A 26,702-nucleotide genomic window follows, 5' to 3' on the forward strand; every position below is an offset into this window, starting at 1 on the left:
TGTAAGCCCAACTAGAGTTAGCTTTACAGCGGCAATAAACTTAATAGATACCCAGTTACGTTGGTTGGCACTGAGTCCTGATGGAACTCTACCGAGCAAACTCAAGCAAATGAGGGAGAGCATAAGTCACTTCATTTTACCGGATAAAAGAAAGGACCGAACGTATCCACGTTCAGTCCTTTTTGTCCCTACAAAATATCCATTTAGATATAAGCATTAATGCTTATCCGAACGGCATTAAGCTGAGGGGTTGGCTTTTGCGGCATAAAACAGCTCAACGTTTTGTGGTAGCACATGACGCATTTGTTTGATGTGCTGCTCTAGCGCATTGAGGTCATAAAGGTATGCGCACAAGGGTTCGGTTTGCTGTGTCGCTAAGAGTAGGACTTCGGACTGAATCTGTTCAGGAAGCGCAGTAGAGTTAAGCATGATCTGCTCCTTGACGTTGAGTTATCCATGGTGCTTTCACTCGTGTGTAGCTGGATTCTTTGTCTGCTTTTTGCATTAAGCGCGTGGTGAAGTTGTTCTTACTTGGGAAGTGTCCGCCATCGAGCAGAGAGTTGAGTTCTGGTTGTTTACCATTGACCGATTGCCAACGTGTTATGGCATTAGCGACCGCGTTCCACAGCGTTTGTTCCAGTCCTTGGTTCCCCTCTGCAATGAAGAAAATGGCTTCACTGATGTTGTTGATAAAGGTGCAGTATCCGATGCGGTTCCAACCTTGCTCTCGGCTGTAGTAAACCGATTGGCTCGCTCGTTCGGATAGTTGGCTCAATGTTTCTTGTGGCCAAAACTCTGGCAGTAATTTAGTGCCCTCTAAGTCTCGAATCCAGACACAGCACGGCATATCCTTTTCAAAGCCAATCAGGGTGTTTTGCAAGTGGGGTTCAAATGCCACACCATGTTTGAAGTAATAGTTAAATACGCCAGGGATGAGGCAATGAAGGTAGCGTTCGAACCATAAGATAGCGATGTCGGTGTATTGGCTTCGAGTTACTTTTGCTTTGCTTTTTAATTGCTTGGCAATACAGCTATTGCCGTTTTTATCGTAGGCAAACAGCGCTCCAGCTAAGGTTGGTTGCAAGATATCAGTTTCACTCAGAGTGAAGTTTTCTCGATATAAAATGCCAAACGATTCGCGAGCTTTTGTCACCTCTTGTTCTTGTTGTTTTGCGAGACTCGCTAGATTGAGCGTGGTTGCATAAGGTTCGGTCATTACCTTGAATACGGGATTATGCAATTGTTCGCTTTCTTTGATTGGGTGCAGAATCGAGGTTAGTTGTACCGCGCTATCCAGTTCATACCAAGCATTCTTACGAACACAGTTGGTTAAACGAACGTTGATGGAGAACTTCGCAAACCAATCCATATCCGGATGGTAAAGCGTGCGCACTGAGGATGTTGGCAACATATGTTCGCCGCCTAAACCAAGAGGGGTAATTTTGCCTTGTTCAATCGCCAGCTTGACCAATGGGTTTTGCAAGATGGTGTAGCTTTCCCAAGGGTGACAAGGGTAAAGCATGGTGGCTTTTATACTCAGTTTTTCTGGAGCTAACTGTTCCAGCATTGCTTGTGGCGCTGCGCGGTTATCTGAACTCAAAACATCCAGTAAATCGCTGTCTACTTCAAACCAATACAAAGGTACTCTTGCTCCCACTTCAGGTGAACATGCGAGCAAATCATCCATGCTCACACCTGAACGGCTTTTTGGGGTGGGGTGGAAAGTGTGTCCCCAAATTAAAGACTGCTCAGATGCGATAAAGGCATTGTGTTGCTGAGGTTGGTTGTTCGAATTTAGAAACTGCTCAATAATCAATAAGCTGTTTTCCATCTGTTCAACTAACTCATGGTTGAAAGGGATCGCCAGCACTTGTTTAAGGTAATTGAGCAGCAGCGTTAGTGTTTGTTGACTGGTATTGAGTTTGCACCAACTTGCGCCGGGCATTTTCGCCCAAGGCATATCGGCAAGCTTCACTTTACCCAACCTGCTTGCGTACTCAACGGGCAGGACAAGCAAACTGTCTTGCTCGGAGAGGTGAATGGTCACAAGTTGTTGCGAGGTATAGTTTCTTTTAAGTGTTTGCGGCAGTGTGGTCGAGTGACATTGCCATTCAACTTGTTGATTTGGTATCGCGTATTCACGCAAGTAACAGTTTAAAATGCCCATAACGGTGTTGAGTTGGGCTTTCTCATGGTTGAACTTGACTCGGTTTTCAGCCAAGTGGTCAGTCGGAGAGGATGGAGTGTGTAACATGTTGATGTCCAAATTTTGAGTGGATAATCAGCGCAATGAGTGTTGCGATGCTGACTAACGCAGAAAGTAGGAAAGGAACCTCAAGCCAACCGAAGCTAGAGATGAAAGATGCACATAACCCTGCGGCGACGCCACCCCATTTCGACATCGCATCAAAGCGTGAAAACACTTTGCCGCACTGTTGCCGGTCGAGCCGTTTGGCCAATGCTTGGTGTAAACCTTGATAGCAGCAAACCATGCCAAGGCCAAAGGTGAGGCGAGCGCTGATCAGTACAGCTTCATAGTGAACCAAGTGCATGGCGGTGCTGAGTGAAAGCAAGCCAAAGCCCAACCACAAGGTACGCTGCGGCTGGTGGCCATTGATGCACTCCGACCAAAGATGAGCTTTCCCAGCCAACAAGAGATAAACGCCGTGTGGCAGCGCGTACAAAAATCCAATCCATGCTTGGTTTGTGGTGCTGTATTGCTGCACATATGGCGAGAAATACGGGAAGGTCACAACCATGGAAAAAGCGAAGCTGAACTGAGCGCCGAACACCCAATACAGAGTACGCAGCGATTGGTTTTCATTGCGCTGAGTTTCTTCAAAAGCTTGGTTACGAACAGCCGATGGTTTTATCGTTTGATCAGCAGGCAGTGTTAGCGTGATGGCTAGCGCTAGCAAGGGCATAATGGACAACCAGAGATAAGCATTGAGCGGATTGGTTTCCGATAGACCCCAGCCCAAGCCAATTGGGGCGATGATCAGGGCTAAGCGAGCCGATAGTTGAGTTTTATTAAGCGACTTGCCAAGTGTTTTAGCATCTTCAATCTGGCTAGATAAATAGCTATTAGAGGCGGCCATCGTGCCGCCAAAGGTTCCTTGAACGATAAGACCAAACACAAACATTGTTAGGTTGTTCGCCAGACCACATATAGCGAAGCCTGCTGCAAGACCAAGTTGAGCACGCAGCAGTGAACGGCGTCGGCCATATTTATCTGCAAACTGTCCCCAAAACCTTGCTGCCACCGCAGTACAAAAGGTGGGTAAAATAAACAATACCCCAGCCCAATCGGTATCAATCTGCGTGCCGAGTGTTGGTAAAACTACAGGTAAGAACAAAGGCATACCGAGAGCAGCAAACGCGGCGATGAAATGGCAAAGCAAGACGCTGTAGATGAGTTTGGTCATAATGAGTTAGCTCGCGCTCTGTTTGATAGCAGCAAGATAAGCCTTTTGTGCTTCCTCGCTGGTAAGCAGCAAGAAGTTGGGTGCGGACAAGCCATAGAACTTATTAATATCGCTTGCGCCAGACGCCTCTTTTGATAGCAGACTGCCTGAACTCAATAAATATTTGGCATACAAATCTGGCGAATCGAACAGCAGTTCGTGTGCCAGTTTGGTATCGTGGCCTGATTTACGCAGAGAGCAAAGCTGCTGAGACAGGCTGTGTGCGACAATGGCATACAGAGAAGCTGAAGAGGTGATCCCATTTGTGGCCATTGCTTCCACTATTGCCGCAATATCCAATTGTAAAGTGATGGTGGTAAACATCTGCCCAAGCGCCAGTTCGTCATCTACTTTAATGCGTTGGTCCAGTAATTGATCACATTTAACCGGAGAGTGCTGCTCAAAGGTGTTAAAGCGCTCAGGCCAAATTCGTGCGGCATCGTTGTCCTTCATCGCCAACATCATTTTTCCCTGTTCATTAAACGCGATGATGGCGTTTTGCTGATTAGATTCCAACGCGATTCCGTAGCGAAGCCATAAGGTGAGGTGCACTTTGCACAACAGATCAACGTAGTCTTTAAACCAAGCCAGAGTGTCTTGCTGGTAGTACTGCTCAGCAAGGTGCTCTAGGAACAATCGGCCATCTGGCATAGGACTCGCCAGTGCTGCAACAGGAACCAGCGCTTTATCTTGGCTATGGGTGATTGGATACTCACGTACGATGTAAGCGAAGGTTTTGTCTTCACCAACATGACCGCCGTGCTTTTCATTACAGTGGAAAAGCGTGCCGTTTAATGTTTGATCGGTTTGCTCTAAATGAGTAAGCAGGCGCTCAAACCAGTGGCCGTCATAAAGAGTGGAAGGTTTGATTAAGCGGATATTCTTAGTGCCTAATGAGCGCATGATTAATGGAACTTTAATGTGAATATGCGGCGCTTGGTTTACGACCACCGTACGTACAGATAAGGTTGGTGAGACATCTAAGTAGGCAGTGGGTGCTTCCAGCACGCCTTCGGGTAAGGATGCCAAACTTTGCAGTGTTAAAGGGTGAGCAGGGAATAACACATGGCTTTGCGCGAAGTCTGCCGGTAACCCGACTTGCTCCATCGTTGGCCAGCATTTGGGTTGTGAGCTGGTTAGGGTTACCAGTGATTTCTCAATAGCTAGCCAACGTAAGGTAAAGCTTTGCGCAAACTCAGGAGCGTATTGAGTGAGGTCTTTATCACTCAAGCCAAATTTGGCGCGAGCGGTTGGGTAGTATGGGTGATCGAGGTAAGAGGCGATCTGATCGGCGCGCAACAGTTTTTTCTCCCAACTGTCGAGCTGAGAAATAGGCTGCATCAGTGAGTCAGAATGTTGTTCGAATGCGTTATCACACAAGCCTTTGTGCTTCTCTGCGCATTCTAGCTCCTGTAAGTAGCCATCCAATAGGGAATGTGAGCTTTCATGAGCGCTTGCCTTGAGAAATTCAATCCAATTTTGGTAGTGCTGCTGTCGTTCTACAAGGTCATTTCTTTCAATTATCCAGCCATCGCATGTTGATTCATCTTGCTTTCCGTATATCCAGCGTTGCATGTAATAGCTCGGTTTAACCGGTAGGTAGAGAGTGAAATCTGCATCTACAAATGTCAGCCAGATTTGTTCACGTGGATAAGAAGTGACCCCCAGATTGTTTGGGAGTTTAGTGATGAATCTGCCTCGAGATAGTAAGCCAAATAGGTCTTCGCGTAAGCAGGTATCGATCAGACGTTGAGTCAGATACAAAGCGTTTTCGTTCATGCGGTCACCTCGTTGACAGGTGTGAGATTAAAGCGAGATAGGGCGCGCTGCAGTGTTGCTTCTAGTGGTTGACCGGAAGGTGACGCAATCGAAATTCTTGCCAAGTAATCTTTGTTGGAAAAACTCTTTTGGAAGTATTCGCCTGTTTTTTTAAGCACCTGCTGTTGAGTGACGATATCACCGTCTTGATGGATGAACGACGTAGATGTGCCTTCAATATTGCCACTGTGTGGGGCGACTAAGTAACGTACCTGAGCACTGCCATCGATGCGAAAATTACGGTCGAGTTTGCTATCAAGATGAAGATTCAGGATGGTGGTGAACCAGCTGCCTCGGCTAAGGTTGTCGAGTAAGAACTCTCGTCCGTCACCAATGCTTCGGTAGTTGATTTCGACTAATACCGGACCAGATTCCGTCACGATAAATTCACTGTGACAAACACCAAAACCCACACCGAACGCTTTCAGCTGGCGTAAACACTCGTCGCGGTAATGGAGGCTGTTTGCACCATTCCAACTGGCCGCAGTTTCAATAAAGTACGGAGGAGGAGAAAGTTCAACATCGAACCCACCAACTGGAATCAGTTTTTCACCGTCACCAAGGGTTTCAACTGTGATGAGTGGGCCTTGTAAAAACGCTTCCACCAAAATAGGGGCCGCTGGGTGTTTTTGCCAAAATGTATCGCAATAACTATCTAGCTCCGCTTGTGAATCGCAGCGCTGTACATCCAAACTTGCCACTCCTTCTTTGGGTTTTGCCACCACAGGAAAGGTAAAATCAAACTCGGAAACCATGTCGCGATGAAGCAACACATTTTGAATGTTGGGTAACGATTTTTCGTTGAGCATCTGACGGGTTAAATGTTTGTTTTTGGCTTTAAGCGTGACTGTCCAGTCTTTTGCCGCAACACCAAAAAACTGAGCACAGATTGCCAGGTTTGTAGGTGATCACTGTTGCTGAAAACAGCATTGGGTTTAAGACCTTGCTCCGTTATGGTCTCGATAAGCTCAAGAGGGTTGAATACATCACATTCCAGAATGCTGTCCGGATTGAAAAGGTCATCGTCACTGGCCAGTTTTAGGTGGTTGAGCTTATGGTCAGTGATCAATACGACGTGGAGACCCATCGCTTTTGCTGCAGGTACGAAGCCGTTAGTAACTGCATCATTGACGACATGACTCACGATGATCATCGTAGATTTCATGGGGCTTTCCTAATTTTCTAACGTTGTTTGCTGTCTGCTCACAGCCGGCTTCCAATCAGTCTCTTTTGAGATTTTGGGACAGAAGCACTAGTTATAATTTTGTTTGTATTAATTATTTTTTATTACCCTGATCACATAGGGCAAACAAATATAGATCATAAAATTTATATTGCAAAGCGAAATGATATTTGTTTTCATTCGCAACCGTTGGCAGTTTTATAAACAAAAACGGAATTAGAAAATGAATATGAGATTGACCTTGCCCCCTCTCGCATTAGCGGTTGGAGGAGCATTGACTGCAGCAGCAGTGGCTTCGAATGTGCAGGCGGAAGAAGGTGTTGTGGCAGATGAAACACAACAAGTGATCGGTCATCAATACGAAGGCTACGCAGAACACATGCCGCAATCGGGCACTAAAACTGACGTGGAGTGGTTAGATGTGCCGCAAGCCGTTTCAGTGGTAACTAAGACGGAAATGCAAGATCGCGGTGCAGTTCGTTTGGTGGATGCTTTGGATGGTGTTGCTGGTGTGAACAACACGTTAGGCGAAGGTAGCCGAGACCAGTTTGTTATCCGCGGATTTGATGCGCTTAATGATATGTACCGTGATGGCATGCGTGATGATGGCACACTGCAATCATATCGTAGCCTAGCAAATATCGAACGTGTCGAAGTGGTGAAAGGCCCAGCTGGCGCGTTGTATGGTCGAGGATCGGCTGGTGGTGTCATCAACTTGGTGACAAAACGAGCAAATGGTGACAAGTTTACTAGTGTTAACGGTAGTGTTGGCAGTAATAGCCAATTTGTTGGGCAGATCGATAGCTCAATGGCCTTTAGTGACAAGGTCAATGCACGAATCAACTTAGAATATCGACAAGCGGATTCTTACGTTGACCATGTTGATTCGAATGATTTCTTCATCGCTCCGACTATCCGAGTTTTACCTGCGCAGGGGCATACGGTTGATTTTGATGTCGAGTACGCACACCAAGAGCTTGTCCCTTACCGTGGGGTGCCATCGAAAAATGGTAAGCCAGTAGATGTTTCCGAGAGCACCTTCTTTGGTGGTACCAATGACTACCAAGAGTCTGACAGCCTTCGTATTGCGGTTAATTATGAATGGCGTTTGAATGATGAATGGGCATGGACTAACCGTGCGTCATACAACCATATTGAACTTAAGCAAAAGGGTACGCGACAGGGAACCGTAACTGATAACGAAGTTTCTCAAACTGTGAATAACTTTGGTTATGACCCTCGCACCACGACAACGCTACAGTCAGAATTGGTTTGGGAGACAGAATCAAACCAATTGATGATCGGTGCCGACTTTAACCAGATCAATATCGATCTCACTTTGGCGAGCAACAAAACATTACCACCCAAAAATATCTATGACCCTATCGTAGGGCCAACGCCAGATCCAGGTTTTAAGCCTTTCCGAGACAACACAACAACCACGACAGGCATTTACATTCAGGATGTATACACCTTTGGTGACTTGTCAGTGATCGGTAATGTACGTTACGACTCGATGGATCTTGAGCAGCAAAAAGCGGGCGCTACAAAAGAAGATTTGGATGACAACAAGGTTAGCTACCGTGCGGGTCTGGTCTACCGTATTAACTACGATATGTCGGTATATGCAAGCTTAGCTCGCTCATGGCAATTGCCTTACTCAGGCATTTACATCAATCCCAAACTGGCGGAATTTTTCCATACTGATCTGAAAGAAGTCGGCGCAAAAGCTTACTTGTTGGACAACGCTTTAATGCTAAATGCGGCGATCTTCCAAATTGACCAAGAGCAACCACAAACCAACGTTGATGGTGATGTGATCGATAAGATTGAAGCTCGTCACCAAGGTATTGAGTTGGAAGCTCGCGGTCAGATCAATGAGCAATGGGATATCTCGGTAGGGTATAGCTACCTTGATGCTGAAGATAAAGATACGGGTAAAAAACCAAATGATGTATCTGACCACTTGTTCTCACTTTGGAGTACTTATCAGCTCGACGATAACTGGCGTTTGGGTGGTGGTGTGAAATACGTTGGGGACCGTTATGCGGGCAATGACGAAGCTGTCGCTTTGGGTGATTACACCACGGTTGATTTGATGGCTGCGTACACAACTGGTCGTCATAAAATTCAAGCCAACGCTTACAACATTTTTGACGAGAAATACATCCTTGGTGCGACCAATGGTAAATCTGGCTTAAATCAGATTGGTTACGGTGCTCCTGCAGAATTTATGCTCACTTATGGATACCAGTTCTAAGGCCTCATTGGTTTTTTGACGACTCAATCGTCGATGTTTCGCCTCATTTCGAGGTTATTTAGCCCATTGGGTCAAAACAAGATTATTACTTTGACCCGCACCTATCTCAAAGGAGATTCCCATGCTTTACCAGAATTTGGATGGTAAACCTCAAGCGCAGTTGCGCCTTAGCATCCTTGCAACGGCCATTGCATCTATCACATCCATGAGTGCATTTGCCGCTTCAGAGCCTCAAACAAAAATCATGGAAACCGTTGTTGTAACAGGGAGTGTTATTGGTAATTCAGAGTTGGAAGATGTGAAAGAATACCCAGGTGCCCGCACTGTTCTGACCAGCAAACAAATCGAAAAGACGGCTGCGCATTCTATTGATGCCGCACTGCAGAGCGTGCCTGGGATCAAAGTACAAGATGAAACTGGTACGGGTGTACTGCCAAATATCTCTGTTCGTGGCTTAAAAGCGAGCCGTAGTGGCCATGCTCAATTCTTGATGGATGGCGTGCCATTGACTCTTGCTCCCTATGGTCACACTGGGCAATCTATCTTCCCTGCAACGTTATCTATGTTGGATCGAATCGATATTGTTCGCGGTGGTGCCGCAGTGCAATATGGTCCGAACAACGTAGGTGGTGTAATTAACTTGGTTACCAAACCGATTCCAAACACTTGGCAAACTGAAATCAGTAACCGCCTGACAGTGTTTGAAGCAGGTGACACTCCGCTCAACGATTTCTATCTACGAACTGGAGGTTGGCTGACGGACACTTTCGCTATTCAACTCGAAGGTAACTTTTTAAAAGGCGAGAGCTTCCGAGAGCATTCTGATACTGACGTAAAGAACTTCCAAGCCAAGGCGCAATGGCTACTAAGCGATACGCAAGAGCTGCAAGCCTTCATTCAACGCTACGATGCGGATACGCAAATGCCGGGCGCACTGTCTCCGGAAGACTATAAGAAAGACCGCACTCAATCGAAACGTCCGTACGATGAGTATCAAGGAAAATCAACGCGTTGGAGCGTGAAGTATCTGCACGATCTAAATATTGCTGATAGTGCAGAGCTAGAGGTACTGACATTTGGACATAATTCTGAGCGTTTCTTCCAATGGGGCTTTAACAGTGCCGGTGGGCATTGGGCCGACCCAGCTCTGCCATCAACCGATATTCGTACCTCTCCGCGTGAGTTCCGAGTTTATGGGGTTGAGCCAAAGTTGGCGATGTATTTCGAAGGAAAATCTGTTACGCAAAACTGGATTGTGGGTGCTCGTTACGTCAATGAAGACATCGACTACAAGCTGACTCAAACTCCAATTGAAGGCGGAGAAACCCAAGTACCGCGCGATTGGCATTTGGAGACGGATGCATTTGCGGGCTACATCAGCAATGAAATAGGTCTGTTTAATGATGCATTAAAAGTTACGCCAGGTGTTCGTTATGAATCTGTCGACATGACGTTTGATGATTTAGGCAAATCTCAGAGCGCAGACAACAAGGTAACGGAATGGCTTCCTGGCTTGACGGTGGCTTACCACTTGACGGAGCAGTGGGTAGGGTATGCCAATGCTCAGAAATCACTGCGTGCTCCGCAAATTGCTTACATTCGTGGTCTTGGTGAAGAAGGCAGTGAACTTGCATGGAACTATGAGTTGGGAGCGCGCTACAATCAAGAGACTACTAGCTTTAATGCCGCACTTTACCGCATTGATTTTAAAGACCAACTGCAATGGCAAAGTGCAACTCAAACCTTCGACAATATCGGTAAAACCCTTCACCAAGGTATCGAACTTTCTGGCCGTTATGTTCCGAAAACGCTACAAGCTTTGAGCTTAGGTGCGAGTTACAACTACTTGGATGCAACCCTAGAAGAAAACGGTCCAAACAAGGGTAACCAGCTGGCTTACACCTCTAAGCATCAGCTTAGCTGGGATGCGACCTACACCTTTGCTGGCATTGATACAACCTTGTCAGGCTACTACTTCAGCGATGCATACGCAGACAATGCGAACACCAGTGATGAAGATGTAACGGGTGCTAAGGGCAAAGTGCCCGCTTATATGGTTTGGAACTTCAATCTTGGTACCGATTTGTACAAGGATGACAAAGGCAAATTGCGTATGAATGTTGCGGTGAATAACCTGTTTGATGAGGATTATTACTTCCGTGGTATTGATACCAGCCCAGTTGGCCGTTATCCAGCGCCGGGACGTTCTTACACATTGGACCTAAATTACCAGTTTTAAGACATCGAACTTTGAAGATTAATTGCCTTAAATCTTTGGGCATAAAAGTCGCCAATTGACGTTGGCGACTTTGACGATCTTGGCGTTGGAGAAAATAAATATGATAAATGTAACTCGACTCCCGTCTGCACTACGGTGGGCAATGGCCTTTGCTTTGTTGCTACTGAACTTGTTCTCTTTCTCAAGTACAGCAATGACACGAGTCGTAGAGGATGAGCAGGGGCAGTTTGAGATAGCTACTACGCCGCAACGAGTGGTAGTTTTGGAGTTTTCTTTTGTGGATGCGCTCGCAGCTGTGGGTGTTTCACCTATTGGGGTGGCAGATGATAACGACGCTTCTCGCGTGATCCCCGCAGTACGCGATTTAGTTGAACCATGGCAATCGGTCGGAATGCGCTCGCAGCCAAGCTTAGAAGCGATTGCTATACTCAAGCCGGATTTGATTATTGCAGATGCCGAGCGGCATCGCACCATCTATCAAGATTTGCAGCAAATTGCACCAACATTATTGCTTAAAAGCCGAGGTGAGACGTATCACGAGAATTTGGAATCCGCTCGTAAGGTGGGCGTCGCTCTTAATAAACAAGCAGAGATGGAGCTTCGCCTGCAATTGCATCGTCAAAGTATGGCTGCGTATAAGCAGCAGCTCTCTCTGAAACAAACCATCCAATTTGCAGTGGTCTCGGACAAAGGTATGTGGCTGCACAGCCCTGTATCTTATGCCGGAGGGGTGCTAACGGCATTAGGTATAGCCAGTCCAATCACTCAACCAAGTGAGCAAGCCTATCTTCCGACCAGTTTTGAATTACTGCTTAAAACCAATCCTGATTGGTTGCTTATTGGAGCGTATTCGCACCCCAACGTGGTGGATGATTGGCAGAGTAACCCGTTATTCAAGCTACTCACGTCAGCGAAAAAGCAACTTATTATAGAGGTGTCCCCTGAGTTGTGGTCACTCAATCGAGGCATGCTCGCTGCGGAGCAGATGGCGACAAATCTAGAACGGATTGTGGACGCGCCATGAGTGATATAACGATGCCTAGCGGCCGCTCTCGTCTATCTGTGTTTCCATGGCAAGCGGTTCTATTTACGCTGGTGCTAATGGGCTTGGTATTCTCCGGTTATCTCGTGTCCATGCTGGGGTGGTCGAATTTTTCGCTCACTCTGCATGATTTAACAGAAGTTTGGTTGGCCTTTGATGAGAGTAATATGTCCCATCAAATCCTCGCCACATTAAGAGCGCCAAGAGCTTACGTCAGCTTGATGGTTGGAGTCTGCCTTGCCGTTTCTGGATTGTTGATGCAAGGTTTAACGCGTAACCCTTTGGCTTCACCATCGATTCTTGGCATCAATGCAGGTGCGGCCTGTTTTATGGCCTTAGCTGCTATTGGTGTACCGGTGTTGAGCGGCTTACCTCCCATCTTCAATTCAGTTTTTGGCGCTTTACTTAGTGGCTTGGTCGTTATGCTACTCGGCGGTTTTTTCTCAGCTCGTTCTCATCCATTGCGCTTGGTCTTAGCGGGAATTGCTGTTAGTGCGCTACTTATTGGCCTTACCCGAGCTGCACTTATCCTTGCCGACGATATGGCTTACAGTGTGCTGCATTGGCTTACGGGCTCACTCTCTAGTGCCGACTCAAAACAGTGGCAGCAACTCTGGCCGCCAGCTGTGCTGGGTTTGCTTTTGGCCATGAGTTTGGCTCGCAATCTCAACCTGTTAGCGTTGGGAGAAGATGTAGCGATTGGGCTTGGAAGTAATATTAAGCTTACACGTTTGTTGAGCGGAATGACCATTGTTTTGCTTGCTGGTGCTAGCGTGGCGGTCGCAGGACCAATCGGTTTTGTCGGTTTACTTATTCCTCATTTAGTCAGGCCTATAGTCGGCCAAAACTATCACCTATTAATCCCCATTTGTGCCTTGGCTGGTGCAGCACTAGTTACGTGGTCTGATGCACTATCTCGAGCAATTGCGTTCCCGACAGAAACTCCAGTTGGTGTTATTACGGCCTTGCTTGGTACGCCTTGTTTTATTCTGATCGCGATGAGGAGAGCATAGTGTTTGATCATATGAAGCTTTTGCTTTTGACAGGGTTTCTCATCACTGTGGCTATTGCAGGTTTGTTGGTTGGTGCCGCTTCTCTCTCTGTTTCTCAGGTGATGGAGCAACTCATAGCGTTTTCGAGTGATGATTTTGTGATTAACCAATATCGCCTACCACGTATGTTGCTCGCTATTGGTGTCGGGGCGGGGTTAGGGCTTTCTGGCATGCTGGTGCAAGGCGTCATTCGCAACCCTCTCGCCTCACCTGATCTCATGGGAATCAGTGCCGGAGCAGGGCTTGCAGCAACGGCAAGTCTGGTTTGGTTCCCGAATGCACCTGTTAGCTGGCTGCCGTTAGTTGCAATGATGGGCGGGTTGTTTGCAGCTGGTTTGATCGCAGTTTTGGCATGGCGATCAAAGCCAACTCCAGCAAGGTTGGCGTTAATTGGTATTGCTGTCAGTGCCTTTCTGGCGAGTGGCATCGACTTTTTATTGATTACTCACCCTCTTGAAATTAATACCGCAATGGTCTGGCTAACGGGCAGCTTATGGGGACGAAACTGGCAGCAAGTGCCATTTATATGGAGCGCGTTAATCTTACTATTACCCTTGGCATTTTGGTTGGCTTGGCGGCTGGATGTCATGGGGCTAGGTGAGGAGAGTGCGACTACGCTTGGTATTCACCCGAAGCAAGTTCAAGTAATGGCTCTGGTTGCGGCGGTCTTGCTAGCAAGCATGAGTGTTTCTGTTGCGGGCACCATAAGTTTTGTTGGTCTATTGGCTCCTCACTTGGCTCGCTTGTTGTTCGGTCATAACCATAAGTTACTCATCCCTGCTTCTGCGCTTTTAGGAGCGTCACTAGTGACTTGTGCTGATGGATTAGCCAGAGGGTTGCAACCTCCGATTGAGCTACCAGCAGGCGTACTTACCTCTGTAATTGGCGCACCGTATTTCATTTTTCTTCTTTATCGTTATCGAGGTTGGTAACTATGCTTGAAACGCAGCACCTTTCCGTCGCGTACGGCAAACACATCATCATTCCTAACTTATCGGTCTCCATTCCAAAGGGCAAGATTACCGCGTTGATTGGCCCGAATGGTTGCGGAAAATCGACCTTGTTAAAAACCTTGGTAAGAATCAATAAGCCAACATCAGGTGAAGTGATGTTCGAAGGTAAACCTTTATCGAATTATGCTGATAAAGCATTAGCTCGCTCGTTGTCGCTGCTACCACAAATTTTGGTCAGCCCCGAGGGGATAACAGTGAGAAAGTTGGTTGAATATGGCCGTTCACCCTATGTGTCACATTGGGGAAAGCTAGGGAAAGAGGATCAAGTTATTGTCGAACAAGCGATGCACGACACTGGGGTCTTTGAATTTGCCGAACAGCCCGTTGAGTCGTTATCTGGCGGTCAACGCCAGCGAGCATGGATTGCGATGGTGATGGCACAAGATACGGAAGTAGTCATGTTGGATGAGCCGACGACTTATCTCGATATGTCGCATCAAGTGGAGTTGATGAACCTAATGCAACAGATGAACAGCAAAGGAAAAACGGTAGTCGTAGTACTGCATGACCTCAATCAAGCTTGTCGATATTGCGACCATTTGGTGGTGCTTGAACAAGGGCAGCTAGTGGCGCAAGGTACTCCGGATGAGGTGTTTACCGAGGCGTTATTAAGTGATGTTTTTGACCTCAAAGCTCGTGTTTTCCGTGACCCTATCTCAAACACGCCGATGTGCGTAGCGATTTAAAAAGATGGACTGACTCTAGGGACTGTTCATCTTCGCTGAAAAAATCAGCTTGAGAGGTCAACAGACGCTAGTAGCTTAAAACAAACCCCGCAATGTGGCGGGGCTTGGAGTTTAGAGTTCCTAGAGTTGAATTAGTGTTTACGCCAGTTTAAACGTCGCCACTTTTGAGTTGAGATCTTCTGCTTGCGATTTTAGCTGCGAAGATTCGTGTTTTGACTCTTCTGCCCCAACAACTAACTGATCAGTAACGTCTTTAATCGTGGTGACATTTTGTGTGATTTCATTAGTTACGTGGGTTTGCTCTTCAGCAGCGGTTGCAATTTGTGTTGCCATATCACTGATGAGGGCAACGGCGGCGTTAATTTCATCAAGAGCCATCGCTGCTTGATCGGCATCGGCTACTGAGCCAATTGCAAGCTCTGAGCTTCTTTCCATTATCGCCACTGCACGTTGAGTGGTTTGCTGCAAGGTTTCGATGGTCGATTTTATCTCTTCCGTTGAAGTATGTGTGCGTTGCGACAGTACGCGAACTTCATCAGCAACTACAGCAAAACCACGACCTTGCTCACCTGCTCGCGCCGCCTCAATCGCTGCGTTGAGTGCTAGTAAGTTAGTCTGCTCAGCAATATCACGGATCGTTGACAGCACAGTGTTGATGTCTTGTGCGTGTTGATTCAATTCGCCAATGACAATACTTGCTTGATTAACTTCAGACGACAAGTTGTTGATCGATTCTTTGGTATTTACTACCAAGCCGTGGCCATTTTGAGTGCTGGTCGAAGAGTCAATCGCCGCTTTTGCCGTCTGTTCTGCGTGTGAAGCGATTTCTTGTGTCGCAGATGCCATCTCGGTTACAGCAGTCGCCACCATGGTGATTTCTTGTTGTTGGTGGTTTAGTTCGTCAACAGATTGAATTGCTCTTTGAGTACTTGCCTCAGAGCGTTGGTTTAGATCGACCGCTTGATGACGGATATGGCCAATCAACTCCTGCAAGCTAGCAACAAATAGGTTGAAGTTTTCCGCTAGCTCACCAACTTCATCGCGATTTTCTACCTCGATACGTTGAGTCAAATCACCGCTACCATTGGCGATTTGCGATAGCGCATTAGAAACGTTGTAAAGTGGACGGAAAAGGATGTTACACAACAAGTTAAATAGAGCGACACAAAGAATAACCACGATACTGGTTGCGATGATTTGTCCCCAAACAGCGTCATAAAGTGGTTCGATCAAAGAGTTGTGGTCGATGACAGTCACAGTCGTTAACTCAGTGCCTTCAATCTTCTTCGCAAAAACAACGAAGGTGTTTCCATCTACACTGACTTGACGGTCATTACCTGATTGAGAAATAGCGGCAATGTCCTGAAAACTTAACCCTAACTTACTGATTGGTTGATTAAGGAATTTGCTGTCTTTATGAATGAATACATTGCCCTGCTCGTTGGCAATGAACATGTAGCCCTCACCTGGAAGAATGACTTTATCAAGGCTATTGATGATATCGCCAATCTCTACATCTGCACCAAGTACTGATGTCTGACCGTGAAGGTTAATGGCTTTACCCAATGAAACAACATTTGCTCCGGTCGCTGCAGCTACCGTTGGGTTATCAATGAAGACTTGTGATGGATTTGCAATGGCGTTGGTGTACCAACCCCATTTTCGAGGGTCGTCATTGCCCGGTGGAAGTACAACACCGTTTGCGTTGTCTTGAGTACCGTCAGGGTAAGCAAGGAAGACGTTGTCAAAAGCGGCGGAGTCCTTTACCTGTTTTAGGTGGGTGACGATTGCTGACTTTTCGGCATCCTGAGACAGTGACTTTAACGCTCTCTCTTTGGATAGTAACCAGTCGCTTACGTATTGGTTATAGGAAGCACTTGTACTTTCAAGGCGCTGCTCAACCTCGACATCTAGTCGTTGCAGTGCATCTCGAAAAGACAACCCCTCTACCAAAACTCCCCCGAGGATAATGGCAGCGCTGGCTGAGATGGCCAGCTTGTTTTTTAAAGATAGATTTTTAAGCATAAAGATATCGCTAAGTAATTATTATAGATTTATTAAATGTATTGCTTTTGCATTATATTTTACTAGTCGAAATAAATGCAGATCTGAGTCTTATTATTGAGGTTTAGTTAAATTTATAAAGCAAAGTGAGGCATAGATCCTATGAATCGAGCTGTATGAGCGTAGTAAGCTTGCTTTCTTAAATGATTATCACTTTATAAAATGCGATCTAGATCAAACAAATTGTGCTGAAATGTCATATTAAATATCACGCATACATTACGAACGATATATTTTGCTTAGTTATCAATATCTAGGGCGATATTTATGCGTAATATGTTGTTATTCCCCGCACTTTTTTTGTCAGGCTGTGCGCTGACTCCTCCTTCAACCCCCATACAACCTGATGCTAATTGGCATGTTGATCAACTGGCGAATGGGATGAAATACCACATCTATCCGACCCAAGACAAAGAAGTGTCTATTCGTTTAAAGATGAATATTGGCTCATTGCAGGAAAGCGCAGACCAGAAAGGTTATGCGCATTTTATTGAGCATATGGCGTTTAATGGCAGCCAGCATTTCTCTGGCAATGACGTCATCAAGTTCTTTGAGCAGTCAGGAGGGAGTTTTGGTGCTGATATCAATGCATTTACCTCCTACGAAGAAACCACCTATAAGCTCGACCTTGCCAATGATGAAATGCTCAAAGAGGCATTGACATGGATGCGAGATATTAGTGATGGCATCGCATTTGAGCCAGAGCAGGTTGAACAAGAGAAAGGCGTTATCTTAGGTGAATGGCGAAGAGCGACTCCTGATGATAAATCATTAGCTTACAACGCGTACGATGCTGCAATAAAAGGCACTCCTTTTGAAGGCAATGATCCCATAGGTACCAAGGTATCGATAGAGCAGGCTACGGCCGCAGGATTGAAAAACTTTTACCAACAGTGGTATCAGCCTCAATATGCTGAACTGATAATCGCTGGTGATGTGGATGTTGCGCAGCTGAGTGAGACCATTCAAAAGCATTTCTCTGATTGGAAAAGCACTGCTGATGAAAACATCGTGAAGAGACGTGATATTCAACTTAAGCCTGATGATTTGCTATTAGAAAGCAGCTCAATGGAGTCTCCGAGTCTCCACTATTCGATTTATAGAGGGCCTATCGGATACCAAACTCGTGAGGATCAACATCAAGTATGGGCAGATGATGTTCTATCACAATTGATTCAACAAAGAATGTACTCCGTGCTAAATGACGCTGCTCAGCCGTACCAATACGTTTATGCACAGACTTATTTTAACAATTACAGTCGCCTGTCTACTGGTGGAATATCATTCTCACGTGAACAAAGAGATGAGATGCACCCGCTATTCATTGGTACTTTGGCTTCCCTTCGAGATCATGGGGTCTCTTCTGAGGAGTTGGAGGCCGTCATCGCGGGGTATCGCAATGAACTGACCAATATTGACAGTGATTGGGATAAGCGTAAGCCACATAGTTACGTTGATGAGCGCGTGTATGAGCTTGAGCAGAATTTGGTCAGCCAATCAAAACAAGACTATCAAATGAGCTTAAGTGACTTCGTTGAGCACTTTGATGTTAAAGAGGCCAACAAGCACTTAGCGCAACTATTAGACAACGATCCAGCCTTTATTATTGGTTTGGCTCAAGGGGAAGCGAAGCAACAGTTTACCAATGTCTTTGTAGAACTTGATTCGAGCTACGCAAAACTTGGTGAAAAACCGTTGGCAATGTATGCCAAGAATGAAGGCTTTGTTCAGCCAAGCAATGAGGGTGACATCGTTTCAGTGCAGCCGCATCAAGGTGGCTTCGAAATATTTACACTGTCGAATGGTATTGAAGTTTGGTTCCAACAAGATCAAAAAGCAGGCGAACGTGCTCACATCTTCTTTGCAAGTCAGGGCGGAAAAGCAGCACTGGATCCTTCACTTTACGCCGCATATGAGCTGGCAAGTCTAGTTGGTGCAAGAAGTGGTTTAGGTGACTTCTCGGGACCAGAATTGGACAACTTTTTACGCACACACGAGATGAGTATGTATCCTTTGCTGGGCGATACCCATCATGGCGTTGAGATGGTTGCACCGAAACAGCAATTAGCGAATGCACTCAATGGCGTGTACAACGTTGCGACAGAAATTAAGGTAGATGCTCGTCAGTTGTCAGCGGTGAAGAGAGAATATAGCCAAGAAAGCACCACCTTTCTGAACTCACCTATTGGTAAATGGCTAAGAGCAGTCAACCAAAATGCTTATATTCCGAATAGTCGCCATCGAATGGTGTTGCCTGACGATGTAGATGGGGTGACTGCTGAGCAAATTCTGGCGGTTCACGACACCCTATTCTTAAAGGATAGAGGCTTCAAAATGGTGATTGTAGCGGATTTAGACGCTCAATCTATTGCCCCTCTGTTACGCAAGTATGTTGCGTCAATACCACTCGAGTCAGCCTCACCTGTTGATTACAGTGTGAAATACAATCCAGATGCGACGTCACATATAGAGTTTACTGATGGGCATGAACCGTCCGCATTCTTTTTGTTAAGGCTGACTAACAGTAGTGAGCAACCGACTTCGACAAGAACGATTTTTATCGAAGATGTGTTGCAACGCATCAGTTCTACTAGAGTTCTTGACCGTCTACGTGAAGAAGCGAGTTTAGATTACAATCCGGCGGTTTATTCGATCGTACAAGACCGAGAAAAGGTAACTGACTGGTTCTTTGAAGCACAGGTTGATCCGAAAGCAGTGTCGAAAGTAGAGCAAGTGTTTGATGAAACAATTGATGAATTGTTGGTCAATATTACTCAAGATGAACTGGATACGGCGGTGAAGCAACTTGTTTTAGATATGAGTGAATTGGCTGACCTCCCAGGGGATAGAGGTTGGGCTTACACTAGGTACCTTATCCAAGGTTACGATATTGATGTACTGTCTGATGTGGAGCACATGGCAACATCGCTCACCTTAGAAGAAGTGATGAATCAGGCGCGGCACTCTTTTGGTAAGGGAGCGAAACGAAGTACGATTATCCTAAATCCTAAATCCTAAATCCTAATGAAAAAGGACGACCATTTGGTCGTCCTTTTTAGTTGATATCTAGTCGTTCTTCTCTTTGCCGTAAACACGAACGCCAGCTTTTGAGCCTTCTGAGTTACCATACACCTCGATGTTTTTCACACATCGGCGATAGCCAAAGTAGCGCCAGTCGGTCATTTTGTCTTTCTTCAGGTCACGATGGAATCGAATGGTTTTTTCATCACCATTTTGGAATCTCACAACGACTTTTCTTAATTCTAAGTCTTTCTCTGCTTTCACTTTAATCGCGTTAGTATTGCGGCAAATGACCATCGGGATCTTTGCTGCAAGGTTACCGTGTTCTAACAAAATAGTACGACCCAAAGTGAATTTATCGTCCGCATGAGCTGGCGCGATAAGTGTTGTTGCGGCTAGGGCTGCCGTGATAATAGCGGTATAGATTTTCATTCAAATAATCATCAAAACACAGAAGCGCGAATCATAGTCGAGCTTAATGAAAATCAGCTAGCAATATTTCTCATTGTGAATGAAATTTCACAGTCCGCTGACTTTGTGTTTGTGGATGAAAATCTATATTCACTATTGCTATGCTTGCTTACGAGATGTTGGCTTGTTATCTGAGCTTTGTGTTTTTGGCTGGTTTTTTTGGTGTTCTTCTGTCTTGCTCTTTAGTGAAATGACCTCTTTCTCTGGTAACTCTGCGGCTTCACCAAAGAACTTGCCACCTGGCTCAATGCTCAGGTTATTACTCCAAACTTTACCTGTAATACGTCCTTTCTCAAGGACCTGAATCTGTTCGGCGTAACAGTTGCCTTCGACGATACCATTAATAATGAGTTTATTTGCATATACGTCACCCTTAACACGGCCACTTTCAGAAACGATTAGCGTACTATCGACATTCACTTGACCATTTACTATGCCATCTACTTGGATGTCATTTTCAAGTTTGAGTTCTCCGCTAACAGCACATCCTTTGGCGATGAGAGTTGAAGTTGCTTGGCGACTCTCTGTTCCACGGTGTTGACTAAAGATTCCCATCTTATACCTCGTTCTTTACTGAATATTGCTTCGAATTCGTTTACGTTCCAATCGACAAATGGTCTTGGGTTTAGAGCTCGCCCTACAAATCGAATTTCGTAGTGTAGGTGCGGGCCCGAAGATAACCCGCTATTTCCGGACATCCCGATAAGTTGGCCTTTTTTGACAAACTCTCCACTTTTTACTTTAAAGCTTTTTAAGTGTGAGTATGAGCTAGAAAAACCGAATGAATGTTGCAAGCGAAGAAAGTTACCTGATCCTTTTTTGCTTCGGCGGGTGACCTCAGCAACACCATCCGCGGGTGCATAGATTGGTGTTCCAATGTTGACGGCAAAGTCTAAGCCGCGATGCATTTTTGCTGTTTTGGTTATCGGGTGAATACGCTTACCAAAACCAGAGGATATTCTTTCCTTTCCCACCGGTGACCCGCTTGGGATCTGAGTTAGCATTGCGATACGTACATTAGATGCAATAGCAGCAGTGTCTAGGCGAGATTCTAGGTTCGCCAAATCTACCCCTGTCTCCATTCCAAGTGAAGACTCTAAATCTGATAAACGTTCTGAGACTGTTGTGATTTGTTCTTCTCTTTCTGAAAGATCGCTTTCTAGCTCAGATTTGAGTTGTTTTAATTGTGCTAACTCTTCAGATAGACCGACAGAGTGCTGAGCTAACTCAGCTTGTTTTAGCTCCGCGCTATCGACGGCTGAATATAGATAAAACACCAATCCTGTCGTTGCACATATCCCAATAGACATAGCAGCCAGCAAACTTTTTAGGCGAGTTTGCATTGCTTTTGTAACGCACCAATGCCTCGAGCCGTTGATGGTAGAAACGGATATGGTTAACTGGTCTTTCATAGATTTAATCTGCAAAGATTGTTCATATATCGAGCGAGTCTAGACTCTACGAAAACACAGTCGAATTCTCCAGTACAACACGAAGTTGGGTTGTGAGATCGTGATGTTACGTCAAAGCTTCAACAAAAGGCGAAAATTTGATTTAACGAATGAGATTTATCGGTCGAGGGGGAATGCTGCACCTGCAATTTTCACATGAGATCACGTTTTATCTTATAAATTCTGAGACATCCATTAATAAGGTTGATTGTTAATTGAATCAAAGCTTGGTCTGTTTATGATGTTGGTTTTATATGTCAAATTGGCTAGGTCTCTGAAGGGCTCCTTCATGCCGCCATAAAATGGAGTAGAAAGTGAAAAAATTATTATTGGCGGCTGCCGTCGTTGCAGCAGTGGGTGGGGCGGGTTACCTGTATCAAAATGAAGTTGCCCAAAGCAGCGGTTCAGATGCATTGCTTGGTCAAGTTCCTGCGGATACGTTGTTGCTAACTTATCAAACAGAAGCATTTAATCACTATGAGTACTTAAATGCATTTGGTACTGCAGAGCAGGGCTCTTTTTCTGACTTGTTTGTGGGAGAAGAGTTAACTCCTGAACAGCAATTTGTTCTAAATTTCATTGATGCTTATTTAGAAAGCGCATCTTCGCCAGAAACGTTAAAAGCATTTCTAGGCACAGGCGATAAGATAAACCCAATTATTTACACTCTGGGTGCGGTTCCTGTATACAAGCTACCGATTGAGACTCCTCAAGCCCTATGGAACACGCTTGATCAACAAGAACAAAAAGCAGGAATTAGCCATCAGAAAGTTAAACTCGGTACAGTGGAATATCGTCGTTATGAAGTCGCTGATGTACAAGACCCTCAAAAAGGTATGGGGCTTGTTGTCGCTGTTATTGATAACGTATTAACCATCACTATCGATGTTCCGATGCTTGGTGAGGCTAACCCACTAAAAATGGCTTTAGGACTAGAAGCTCCAGCTCATAATATCCTCGACACAGGCCGACTTGCTGCGCTGCAATCAAAATATGGTGAAAGTGCAAACTCGTTCGGTTTAATTGATCATCAGCAGATCATCAAAGGCCTAACAACGGCAGATGGCAACTTGATGGCTCGTCAATTGAAGCTGTTCGAAAATGAACGAATGATGAAAGAGCTGCGTTCGCCTGCTTGTCATACTGAATTTACCCAAATTGCTCAAAACTGGCCTCAGTCAGTAGTTTTTGCTGAATATACAGTAGAAGACGATAAAGCGCGCATTGATGGCGGTTTTGTCGTTGAATCTAAGAACCAAGTGATTCTTGAAGCACTACAGTCAATGCGTGGTGTCCTAGCTGAATCAAACGGTGAAAAGAGTATGTTTAGCGTGGCGCTGGGCTTGGATGTTGCAACGCTCGCGCCTGCGATTGGTAAGATTTGGACTGACCTAACGACTCCACAATATCAATGTTCAATTCTGGCAGAAGCGCAAAGAGAAATGCGTGGCCAAAACCCAGCTCCGGCTATTAGTATGGGCGCTGGTATGGCAAATGGCCTGAAAGGCTTAAGTATGGAAATGTTTGGCCTCGACGTGGATATGAACGGCCAATATGGCCCTGAATTAGGCCAATTGGATGCGCTTTTCTCTATCTCCGCAGACGATCCAAATATGTTGCTACAAACAGCACAAATGTTCATGCCGGAGTTGGCACAGATCCAAATCCAACCAGATAACCAACCAGTGAACATCGGTGGCTTGCTTGAACCATATGCAGGCAAACCAATGAATGTCTTTGCCCGCCTTAATGGTAGCCATCTAACACTTTACAGTGGTGATTCCGCAGCGGCGGCAAGTGAAAAAGTAATGGCTCAGCCGCTAACAGCGAATGGTCTACTGAGCTTCACTATGGACTCCGAGCGAGTATTGGAAGTGATTGAAACAGCATCTCAAGTTTCTGGAGAGCCTGTTCCTGAAGATGTAACAATGAGTCTGCAAAACCAATTAGTAGGGGGCATGGCAATAGATATCACTAAAGATGGTATTGCATTCGATTTTGATTATGTCAGCTCAACTAAACCACCAGTAAAAGTTGTTCAGCAGTAAGCTTTATTGGGCAAGTATTTATTTCCTTAATCAAAAGGCGACCTCAGTGTTGCCTTTTTTGTTTTTCTCAATATACGTACTTCAATTCTCTTCCTTTCATTCAAAAGTGGGCACCAAATAAGATCAATAAAAATCAGTGGGATGGATCTTTCTCCTTCATAAATGATCAAATGTATCTTTGCTAAAACTGTACGGTACAGTACAGTTTGTGAAAATCATTAAGTTGGGTTTCAAAAATGAAGAAGAAAGTCATTGCGTTGTCGCTTGTTATTGGTTCGTTATTCGCTGCGGGTTGTGCGTTATACCAACCTAATACGGTGACTACCGATAACGCTTATGTTCACTCGGATGTGACGGCGATTTCTCCGGAAGTCGGTGGGCAGGTAAGCCAACTTTTTGTCGAAGATAACCAGTGGGTAAGCAAAGGTGCGCCACTGTTTTCGATTGATGATGAAGATTTCATTGCCCACCAAGAAATCGCGAAGTCAGCGTTAGATGTCGCAAAGGCTGCGCTGACCGCAAACCAAACCAAAACCGAAATGCAGCTGGTAAAGATCGAGCAGGCGAAGCAGGGCATTCACAGCGCAAATGCTAACGCGGAACATCAAGCGGCGGAGTTCAAACGTCTTTCACGCTTGGTACAAAAGCAGTCGGTGAGTAAGAACCAATTTGAAGCGCAAAGAACGCGTTCTATTGAAGCAAGCAGCAACCTTGAAACTGCCAAGCTCGCGCTAGCTGCTGAACAGAAGCAGCTTGATGCGCTAGTAACAGAAAAGATGCAGCTAACCGCACAACGCAAGCAAGCGGAAGCGAACTTAAGGTTGGTGAATATCGCCCTTGAGCGAACTATCGTTCGAGCACCATTTGATGGTTATGTGGCGGACAGACAAGTGCAAGTGGGTAAGTTTGTTCAACCGGGCATGGGTTTGATTGTGATGGTGCCGGATTACGTTTGGATTGAGGCAAACTTCAAAGAGACTCAATTGGAAAACGTCGCACAAGGGCAAGACGTGGAAGTGGTGTTAGACATGTTCCCTGATCATCCATTGCATGGTCGTGTAACTTCCATAACCCCAGCAACAGGCGCGCAGTTTAGTTTACTGCCACCGCAAAATGCGACCGGTAATTTCGTGAAAGTAGTTCAGCGTGTGCCAGTGCGTATCGAGTTGGATATTCCACAAGAGCTGAAACAGCGCATCTACCCTGGCTTGTCGGCTGAAGTGTCGATTGAGACCGCAACGCAAGGTTAATCGCCATGAAAACACGTTCACCATTGCTGATTTTTGCACTGTTCGCCATTGCGGCTTTTGGGGTCAATTCAGTGATGTTTACTGAGTTGTCCCACGAGATGGCAGCCACATCCGGTTTGTCCGCAGATGAAGTCGAGTTAGTGAAAATCGGCTTTATGATCACTCAAGTGTTGGGGTTTATGTTTACCCCAATCTTGGTGCGTAAGCTTGGTACGTCATTGCCATTACACTTTGCATTGCTGGTGGGCTTGGGAACGAACCTGGCGCTCTATTGGGTAGGTCAGCATGCGCTGCTATTCACGCTAACTTGGTTAGTAAGCGGCTTTTTCATGAGCATGTTATTGGTGGTGGTGAACCTTTATCTACTCAATACTTTTGAGCAGCGTTGGTTGCCTGCGATTATTGCGCTGACACTGATCTTCTCAACACTGTTACCAATGGGCGCTTATCCGTGGTTGGTGGCTGAGATTGTCGAAGAGTTTGATTGGTCATTTCTGAATGTTGTCTCGGTCTGGTTGTACTTTTCAGCTCTAGTAATGATCGGCGTATACAAACCTCAGACGATTGAGATTGAAGCCAAGCCAAAATCATCAGCTTCAGTTTACTTCGTACTCGCGCTAACGATGAGTTTGGTGGTGTTCCTACTAATGCGCGGCAGCTACTACAACTGGTTGGATTCAGACTGGTTTGTACAGGCTTCTTCTGTCGCTGCAGCACTGGTTTTGTTGGCGGTGTGTCAGTTGGTGAAAACGCGCCATTTGGATACTGCGTCGATGCAATTGCACGGTAAGTTGAAGACCAACGTGTTTATGTACAACGCCTTTCTTGCGGGCTTTGCCGTGATGGCAAGTACGGTGCTGTTTGCCAACTTCCTAAAAATGGCGATGCACTATAACAGCCTCAATGCGGGCTATGCACAGTTGCCATCGTTTTACGCCATGTTGGTCGGCATGCTGGTGAGTGTATTGGTGTATTACTTCCGCCGTCCGCTAGCGGATGCTGTGGTTCCTTTTGGTGTGCTGATGATCTTATTGTCGGTACACGAGTTCAGCCAACTGCCAAGTTTTGTTGGTACGGAGTCACTACCCATTCCAATGCTGCTGCGTGGTTTTGGTGTTGGCTTGTTGAATGTGTCGGTGACGATTGCTGTGTTGATGTACTTTCAAGTAGGACAGCGCTTAGAAGGCATTGCTAACTTCTATCTGTTCCGAACCATGGGCGGGGTGATTGGTGGGGCGTTTTTCTCTCGCGTGATTCAAAGCCACAGCGCGCAAGCATCGGGCGAAATCGGTCGTACACTGGACGGTTCAAACCATGTGTTTGCGGCTTATGAACAGGCATTGAGCAGCGCGATTTTGACTTATGGCCGCTTACCTAATCCGGCACTCGGCATGAGCCAAATTAGTGCGGTTGTGAAAGAGCAAGCTACGACATTAGCACTGAGTAATTCGTTGGTGATGTTTATTGTCTCTATTTTTGCCCTTGCGCCAATCTTGTTGATTGGTAAAAAGCTGGCAGCAAAACAAGGAGCGCACTGAGGTTATGTAAACAGAACAAATAGCCAGCCAAGCAACTCGGTAACTAAGCCGTAAAAACAAAGGGAGCCAATGTGCTCCCTTTGTTTTTTAGTTTTGAGGTTC

General features: G+C 45.8%; 17 protein-coding genes and 3 pseudogenes. 11 read left to right on the forward strand and 9 right to left on the reverse strand.

Annotated elements, in window-relative coordinates; all coding sequences use genetic code 11:
- Window positions 1-220 (forward strand): annotated as a pseudogene (locus B853_RS18085) (IS4 family transposase); the annotation flags it as partial.
- Between the two features lie 23 nt (window positions 221-243).
- On the opposite strand, the pseudogene B853_RS18090 reads toward B853_RS18085, so the two are convergent.
- From B853_RS18090 to B853_RS18110, 5 genes and pseudogenes are all read right to left on the reverse strand, one after another.
- Window positions 244-429, reverse strand: a pseudogene (locus B853_RS18090) (siderophore biosynthesis PLP-dependent protein); the annotation flags it as partial.
- Complete coding sequence (locus tag B853_RS18095) at window positions 422-2,254, reverse strand: IucA/IucC family protein (protein ID WP_038887500.1); 1,833 nt, start codon at window positions 2,252-2,254, stop codon at window positions 422-424. The gene B853_RS18095 and the pseudogene B853_RS18090, both read right to left, overlap by 8 nt.
- Window positions 2,226-3,425, reverse strand: a complete 1,200-nt coding sequence (locus B853_RS18100; RefSeq protein WP_038887498.1) for an MFS transporter — start codon at window positions 3,423-3,425, stop codon at window positions 2,226-2,228. Before B853_RS18100 ends, B853_RS18095 begins: the two co-directional genes overlap by 29 nt.
- 6 nt (window positions 3,426-3,431) lie before the next feature.
- The gene (locus B853_RS18105) at window positions 3,432-5,243 is read right to left on the reverse strand and encodes an IucA/IucC family protein (protein WP_038887496.1); all 1,812 of its coding nucleotides are present in this window, start codon (window positions 5,241-5,243) and stop codon (window positions 3,432-3,434) included.
- Window positions 5,240-6,447: pseudogene (locus B853_RS18110) on the reverse strand (ATP-grasp domain-containing protein). The gene B853_RS18105 and the pseudogene B853_RS18110 overlap by 4 nt, the downstream one beginning before the upstream one ends.
- Window positions 6,448-6,688: 241 nt before the next feature.
- On the opposite strand from B853_RS18110, the gene B853_RS18115 reads away from it, so the two are divergent.
- From B853_RS18115 to fecE, 6 genes are all read left to right on the forward strand, one after another.
- Complete coding sequence (locus B853_RS18115; RefSeq protein ID WP_038887494.1) at window positions 6,689-8,725, forward strand: TonB-dependent receptor; 2,037 nt, start codon at window positions 6,689-6,691, stop codon at window positions 8,723-8,725.
- Between the two features lie 121 nt (window positions 8,726-8,846).
- Window positions 8,847-10,964, forward strand: a complete 2,118-nt coding sequence (locus tag B853_RS18120) for a TonB-dependent receptor family protein (protein WP_038887493.1) — start codon at window positions 8,847-8,849, stop codon at window positions 10,962-10,964.
- A 100-nt stretch (window positions 10,965-11,064) separates the two neighbouring features.
- Window positions 11,065-11,988, forward strand: a complete 924-nt coding sequence (locus tag B853_RS18125; RefSeq protein ID WP_128826964.1) for a Fe(3+) dicitrate ABC transporter substrate-binding protein — start codon at window positions 11,065-11,067, stop codon at window positions 11,986-11,988.
- A gap of 77 nt (window positions 11,989-12,065) precedes the next feature.
- On the forward strand, window positions 12,066-13,019 hold the full coding sequence (locus B853_RS18130) for a FecCD family ABC transporter permease (RefSeq protein ID WP_373854507.1): 954 nt from the start codon (window positions 12,066-12,068) through the stop codon (window positions 13,017-13,019).
- 11 nt (window positions 13,020-13,030) lie between these two features.
- On the forward strand, window positions 13,031-13,990 hold the full coding sequence (locus B853_RS18135; RefSeq protein ID WP_038885778.1) for a FecCD family ABC transporter permease: 960 nt from the start codon (window positions 13,031-13,033) through the stop codon (window positions 13,988-13,990).
- 2 nt (window positions 13,991-13,992) lie between these two features.
- The gene (gene fecE / locus B853_RS18140; RefSeq protein WP_038885774.1) at window positions 13,993-14,757 is read left to right on the forward strand and encodes a Fe(3+) dicitrate ABC transporter ATP-binding protein FecE; all 765 of its coding nucleotides are present in this window, start codon (window positions 13,993-13,995) and stop codon (window positions 14,755-14,757) included.
- Between the two features lie 138 nt (window positions 14,758-14,895).
- Here the strand turns inward: fecE and B853_RS18145 are convergent, their stop codons facing one another.
- The gene (locus B853_RS18145; protein WP_038885773.1) at window positions 14,896-16,782 is read right to left on the reverse strand and encodes a methyl-accepting chemotaxis protein; all 1,887 of its coding nucleotides are present in this window, start codon (window positions 16,780-16,782) and stop codon (window positions 14,896-14,898) included.
- A 306-nt stretch (window positions 16,783-17,088) separates the two neighbouring features.
- Between B853_RS18145 and B853_RS18150 the strand changes: the two genes are divergently transcribed.
- Entirely contained in the window at window positions 17,089-19,839 is a 2,751-nt protein-coding gene (locus B853_RS18150; RefSeq protein ID WP_038885771.1) for a M16 family metallopeptidase, read from the forward strand.
- A gap of 48 nt (window positions 19,840-19,887) precedes the next feature.
- Here B853_RS18150 and B853_RS18155 read toward each other — a convergent pair whose 3' ends face one another.
- The 3 genes from B853_RS18155 to B853_RS18165 form a co-directional block, all read right to left on the reverse strand.
- Window positions 19,888-20,274, reverse strand: a complete 387-nt coding sequence (locus B853_RS18155) for a DUF2541 family protein (RefSeq protein ID WP_005429145.1) — start codon at window positions 20,272-20,274, stop codon at window positions 19,888-19,890.
- Between the two features lie 138 nt (window positions 20,275-20,412).
- Window positions 20,413-20,868, reverse strand: coding sequence for a bactofilin family protein (locus B853_RS18160; protein ID WP_128826966.1), 456 nt, complete (start codon window positions 20,866-20,868; stop codon window positions 20,413-20,415).
- Window positions 20,754-21,725 carry a M23 family metallopeptidase gene (locus B853_RS18165; protein WP_038885768.1) on the reverse strand — a complete coding sequence of 324 codons (972 nt, stop codon included), beginning with the start codon at window positions 21,723-21,725 and terminating at the stop codon, window positions 20,754-20,756. The genes B853_RS18160 and B853_RS18165 overlap by 115 nt, the downstream gene beginning before the upstream one ends.
- 353 nt (window positions 21,726-22,078) lie before the next feature.
- On the opposite strand from B853_RS18165, the gene B853_RS18170 reads away from it, so the two are divergent.
- From B853_RS18170 to B853_RS18180, 3 genes are all read left to right on the forward strand, one after another.
- Complete coding sequence (locus B853_RS18170; protein WP_038885767.1) at window positions 22,079-23,812, forward strand: hypothetical protein; 1,734 nt, start codon at window positions 22,079-22,081, stop codon at window positions 23,810-23,812.
- Between the two features lie 236 nt (window positions 23,813-24,048).
- Window positions 24,049-25,062 carry an HlyD family secretion protein gene (locus B853_RS18175; protein WP_038885766.1) on the forward strand — a complete coding sequence of 338 codons (1,014 nt, stop codon included), beginning with the start codon at window positions 24,049-24,051 and terminating at the stop codon, window positions 25,060-25,062.
- 5 nt (window positions 25,063-25,067) lie between these two features.
- A complete protein-coding gene (locus tag B853_RS18180; protein WP_038885764.1) occupies window positions 25,068-26,600 on the forward strand; it encodes an MFS transporter in 1,533 nt (510 codons plus the stop codon).
- Window positions 26,601-26,702: the final 102 nt, after the last annotated feature.

This window comes from Vibrio rotiferianus CAIM 577 = LMG 21460 (assembly GCF_002741985.1).
Classification (GTDB): Bacteria; Pseudomonadota; Gammaproteobacteria; order Enterobacterales; family Vibrionaceae; genus Vibrio; species Vibrio rotiferianus.

Coding starts and splice junctions, on each gene's coding strand:
- B853_RS18095 (WP_038887500.1), bottom strand. CDS start 2,254: ATGTTACACACTCCATCCTCTCCGACTGACCACTTGGCTGAAAACCGA.
- B853_RS18100 (WP_038887498.1), bottom strand. CDS start 3,425: ATGACCAAACTCATCTACAGCGTCTTGCTTTGCCATTTCATCGCCGCG.
- B853_RS18105 (WP_038887496.1), bottom strand. CDS start 5,243: ATGAACGAAAACGCTTTGTATCTGACTCAACGTCTGATCGATACCTGC.
- B853_RS18115 (WP_038887494.1), top strand. CDS start 6,689: ATGAATATGAGATTGACCTTGCCCCCTCTCGCATTAGCGGTTGGAGGA.
- B853_RS18120 (WP_038887493.1), top strand. CDS start 8,847: ATGCTTTACCAGAATTTGGATGGTAAACCTCAAGCGCAGTTGCGCCTT.
- B853_RS18125 (WP_128826964.1), top strand. CDS start 11,065: ATGATAAATGTAACTCGACTCCCGTCTGCACTACGGTGGGCAATGGCC.
- B853_RS18130 (WP_373854507.1), top strand. CDS start 12,066: ATGGGCTTGGTATTCTCCGGTTATCTCGTGTCCATGCTGGGGTGGTCG.
- B853_RS18135 (WP_038885778.1), top strand. CDS start 13,031: ATGAAGCTTTTGCTTTTGACAGGGTTTCTCATCACTGTGGCTATTGCA.
- fecE (WP_038885774.1), top strand. CDS start 13,993: ATGCTTGAAACGCAGCACCTTTCCGTCGCGTACGGCAAACACATCATC.
- B853_RS18145 (WP_038885773.1), bottom strand. CDS start 16,782: ATGCTTAAAAATCTATCTTTAAAAAACAAGCTGGCCATCTCAGCCAGC.
- B853_RS18150 (WP_038885771.1), top strand. CDS start 17,089: ATGCGTAATATGTTGTTATTCCCCGCACTTTTTTTGTCAGGCTGTGCG.
- B853_RS18155 (WP_005429145.1), bottom strand. CDS start 20,274: ATGAAAATCTATACCGCTATTATCACGGCAGCCCTAGCCGCAACAACA.
- B853_RS18160 (WP_128826966.1), bottom strand. CDS start 20,868: ATGGGAATCTTTAGTCAACACCGTGGAACAGAGAGTCGCCAAGCAACT.
- B853_RS18165 (WP_038885768.1), bottom strand. CDS start 21,725: ATGAAAGACCAGTTAACCATATCCGTTTCTACCATCAACGGCTCGAGG.
- B853_RS18175 (WP_038885766.1), top strand. CDS start 24,049: ATGAAGAAGAAAGTCATTGCGTTGTCGCTTGTTATTGGTTCGTTATTC.
- B853_RS18180 (WP_038885764.1), top strand. CDS start 25,068: ATGAAAACACGTTCACCATTGCTGATTTTTGCACTGTTCGCCATTGCG.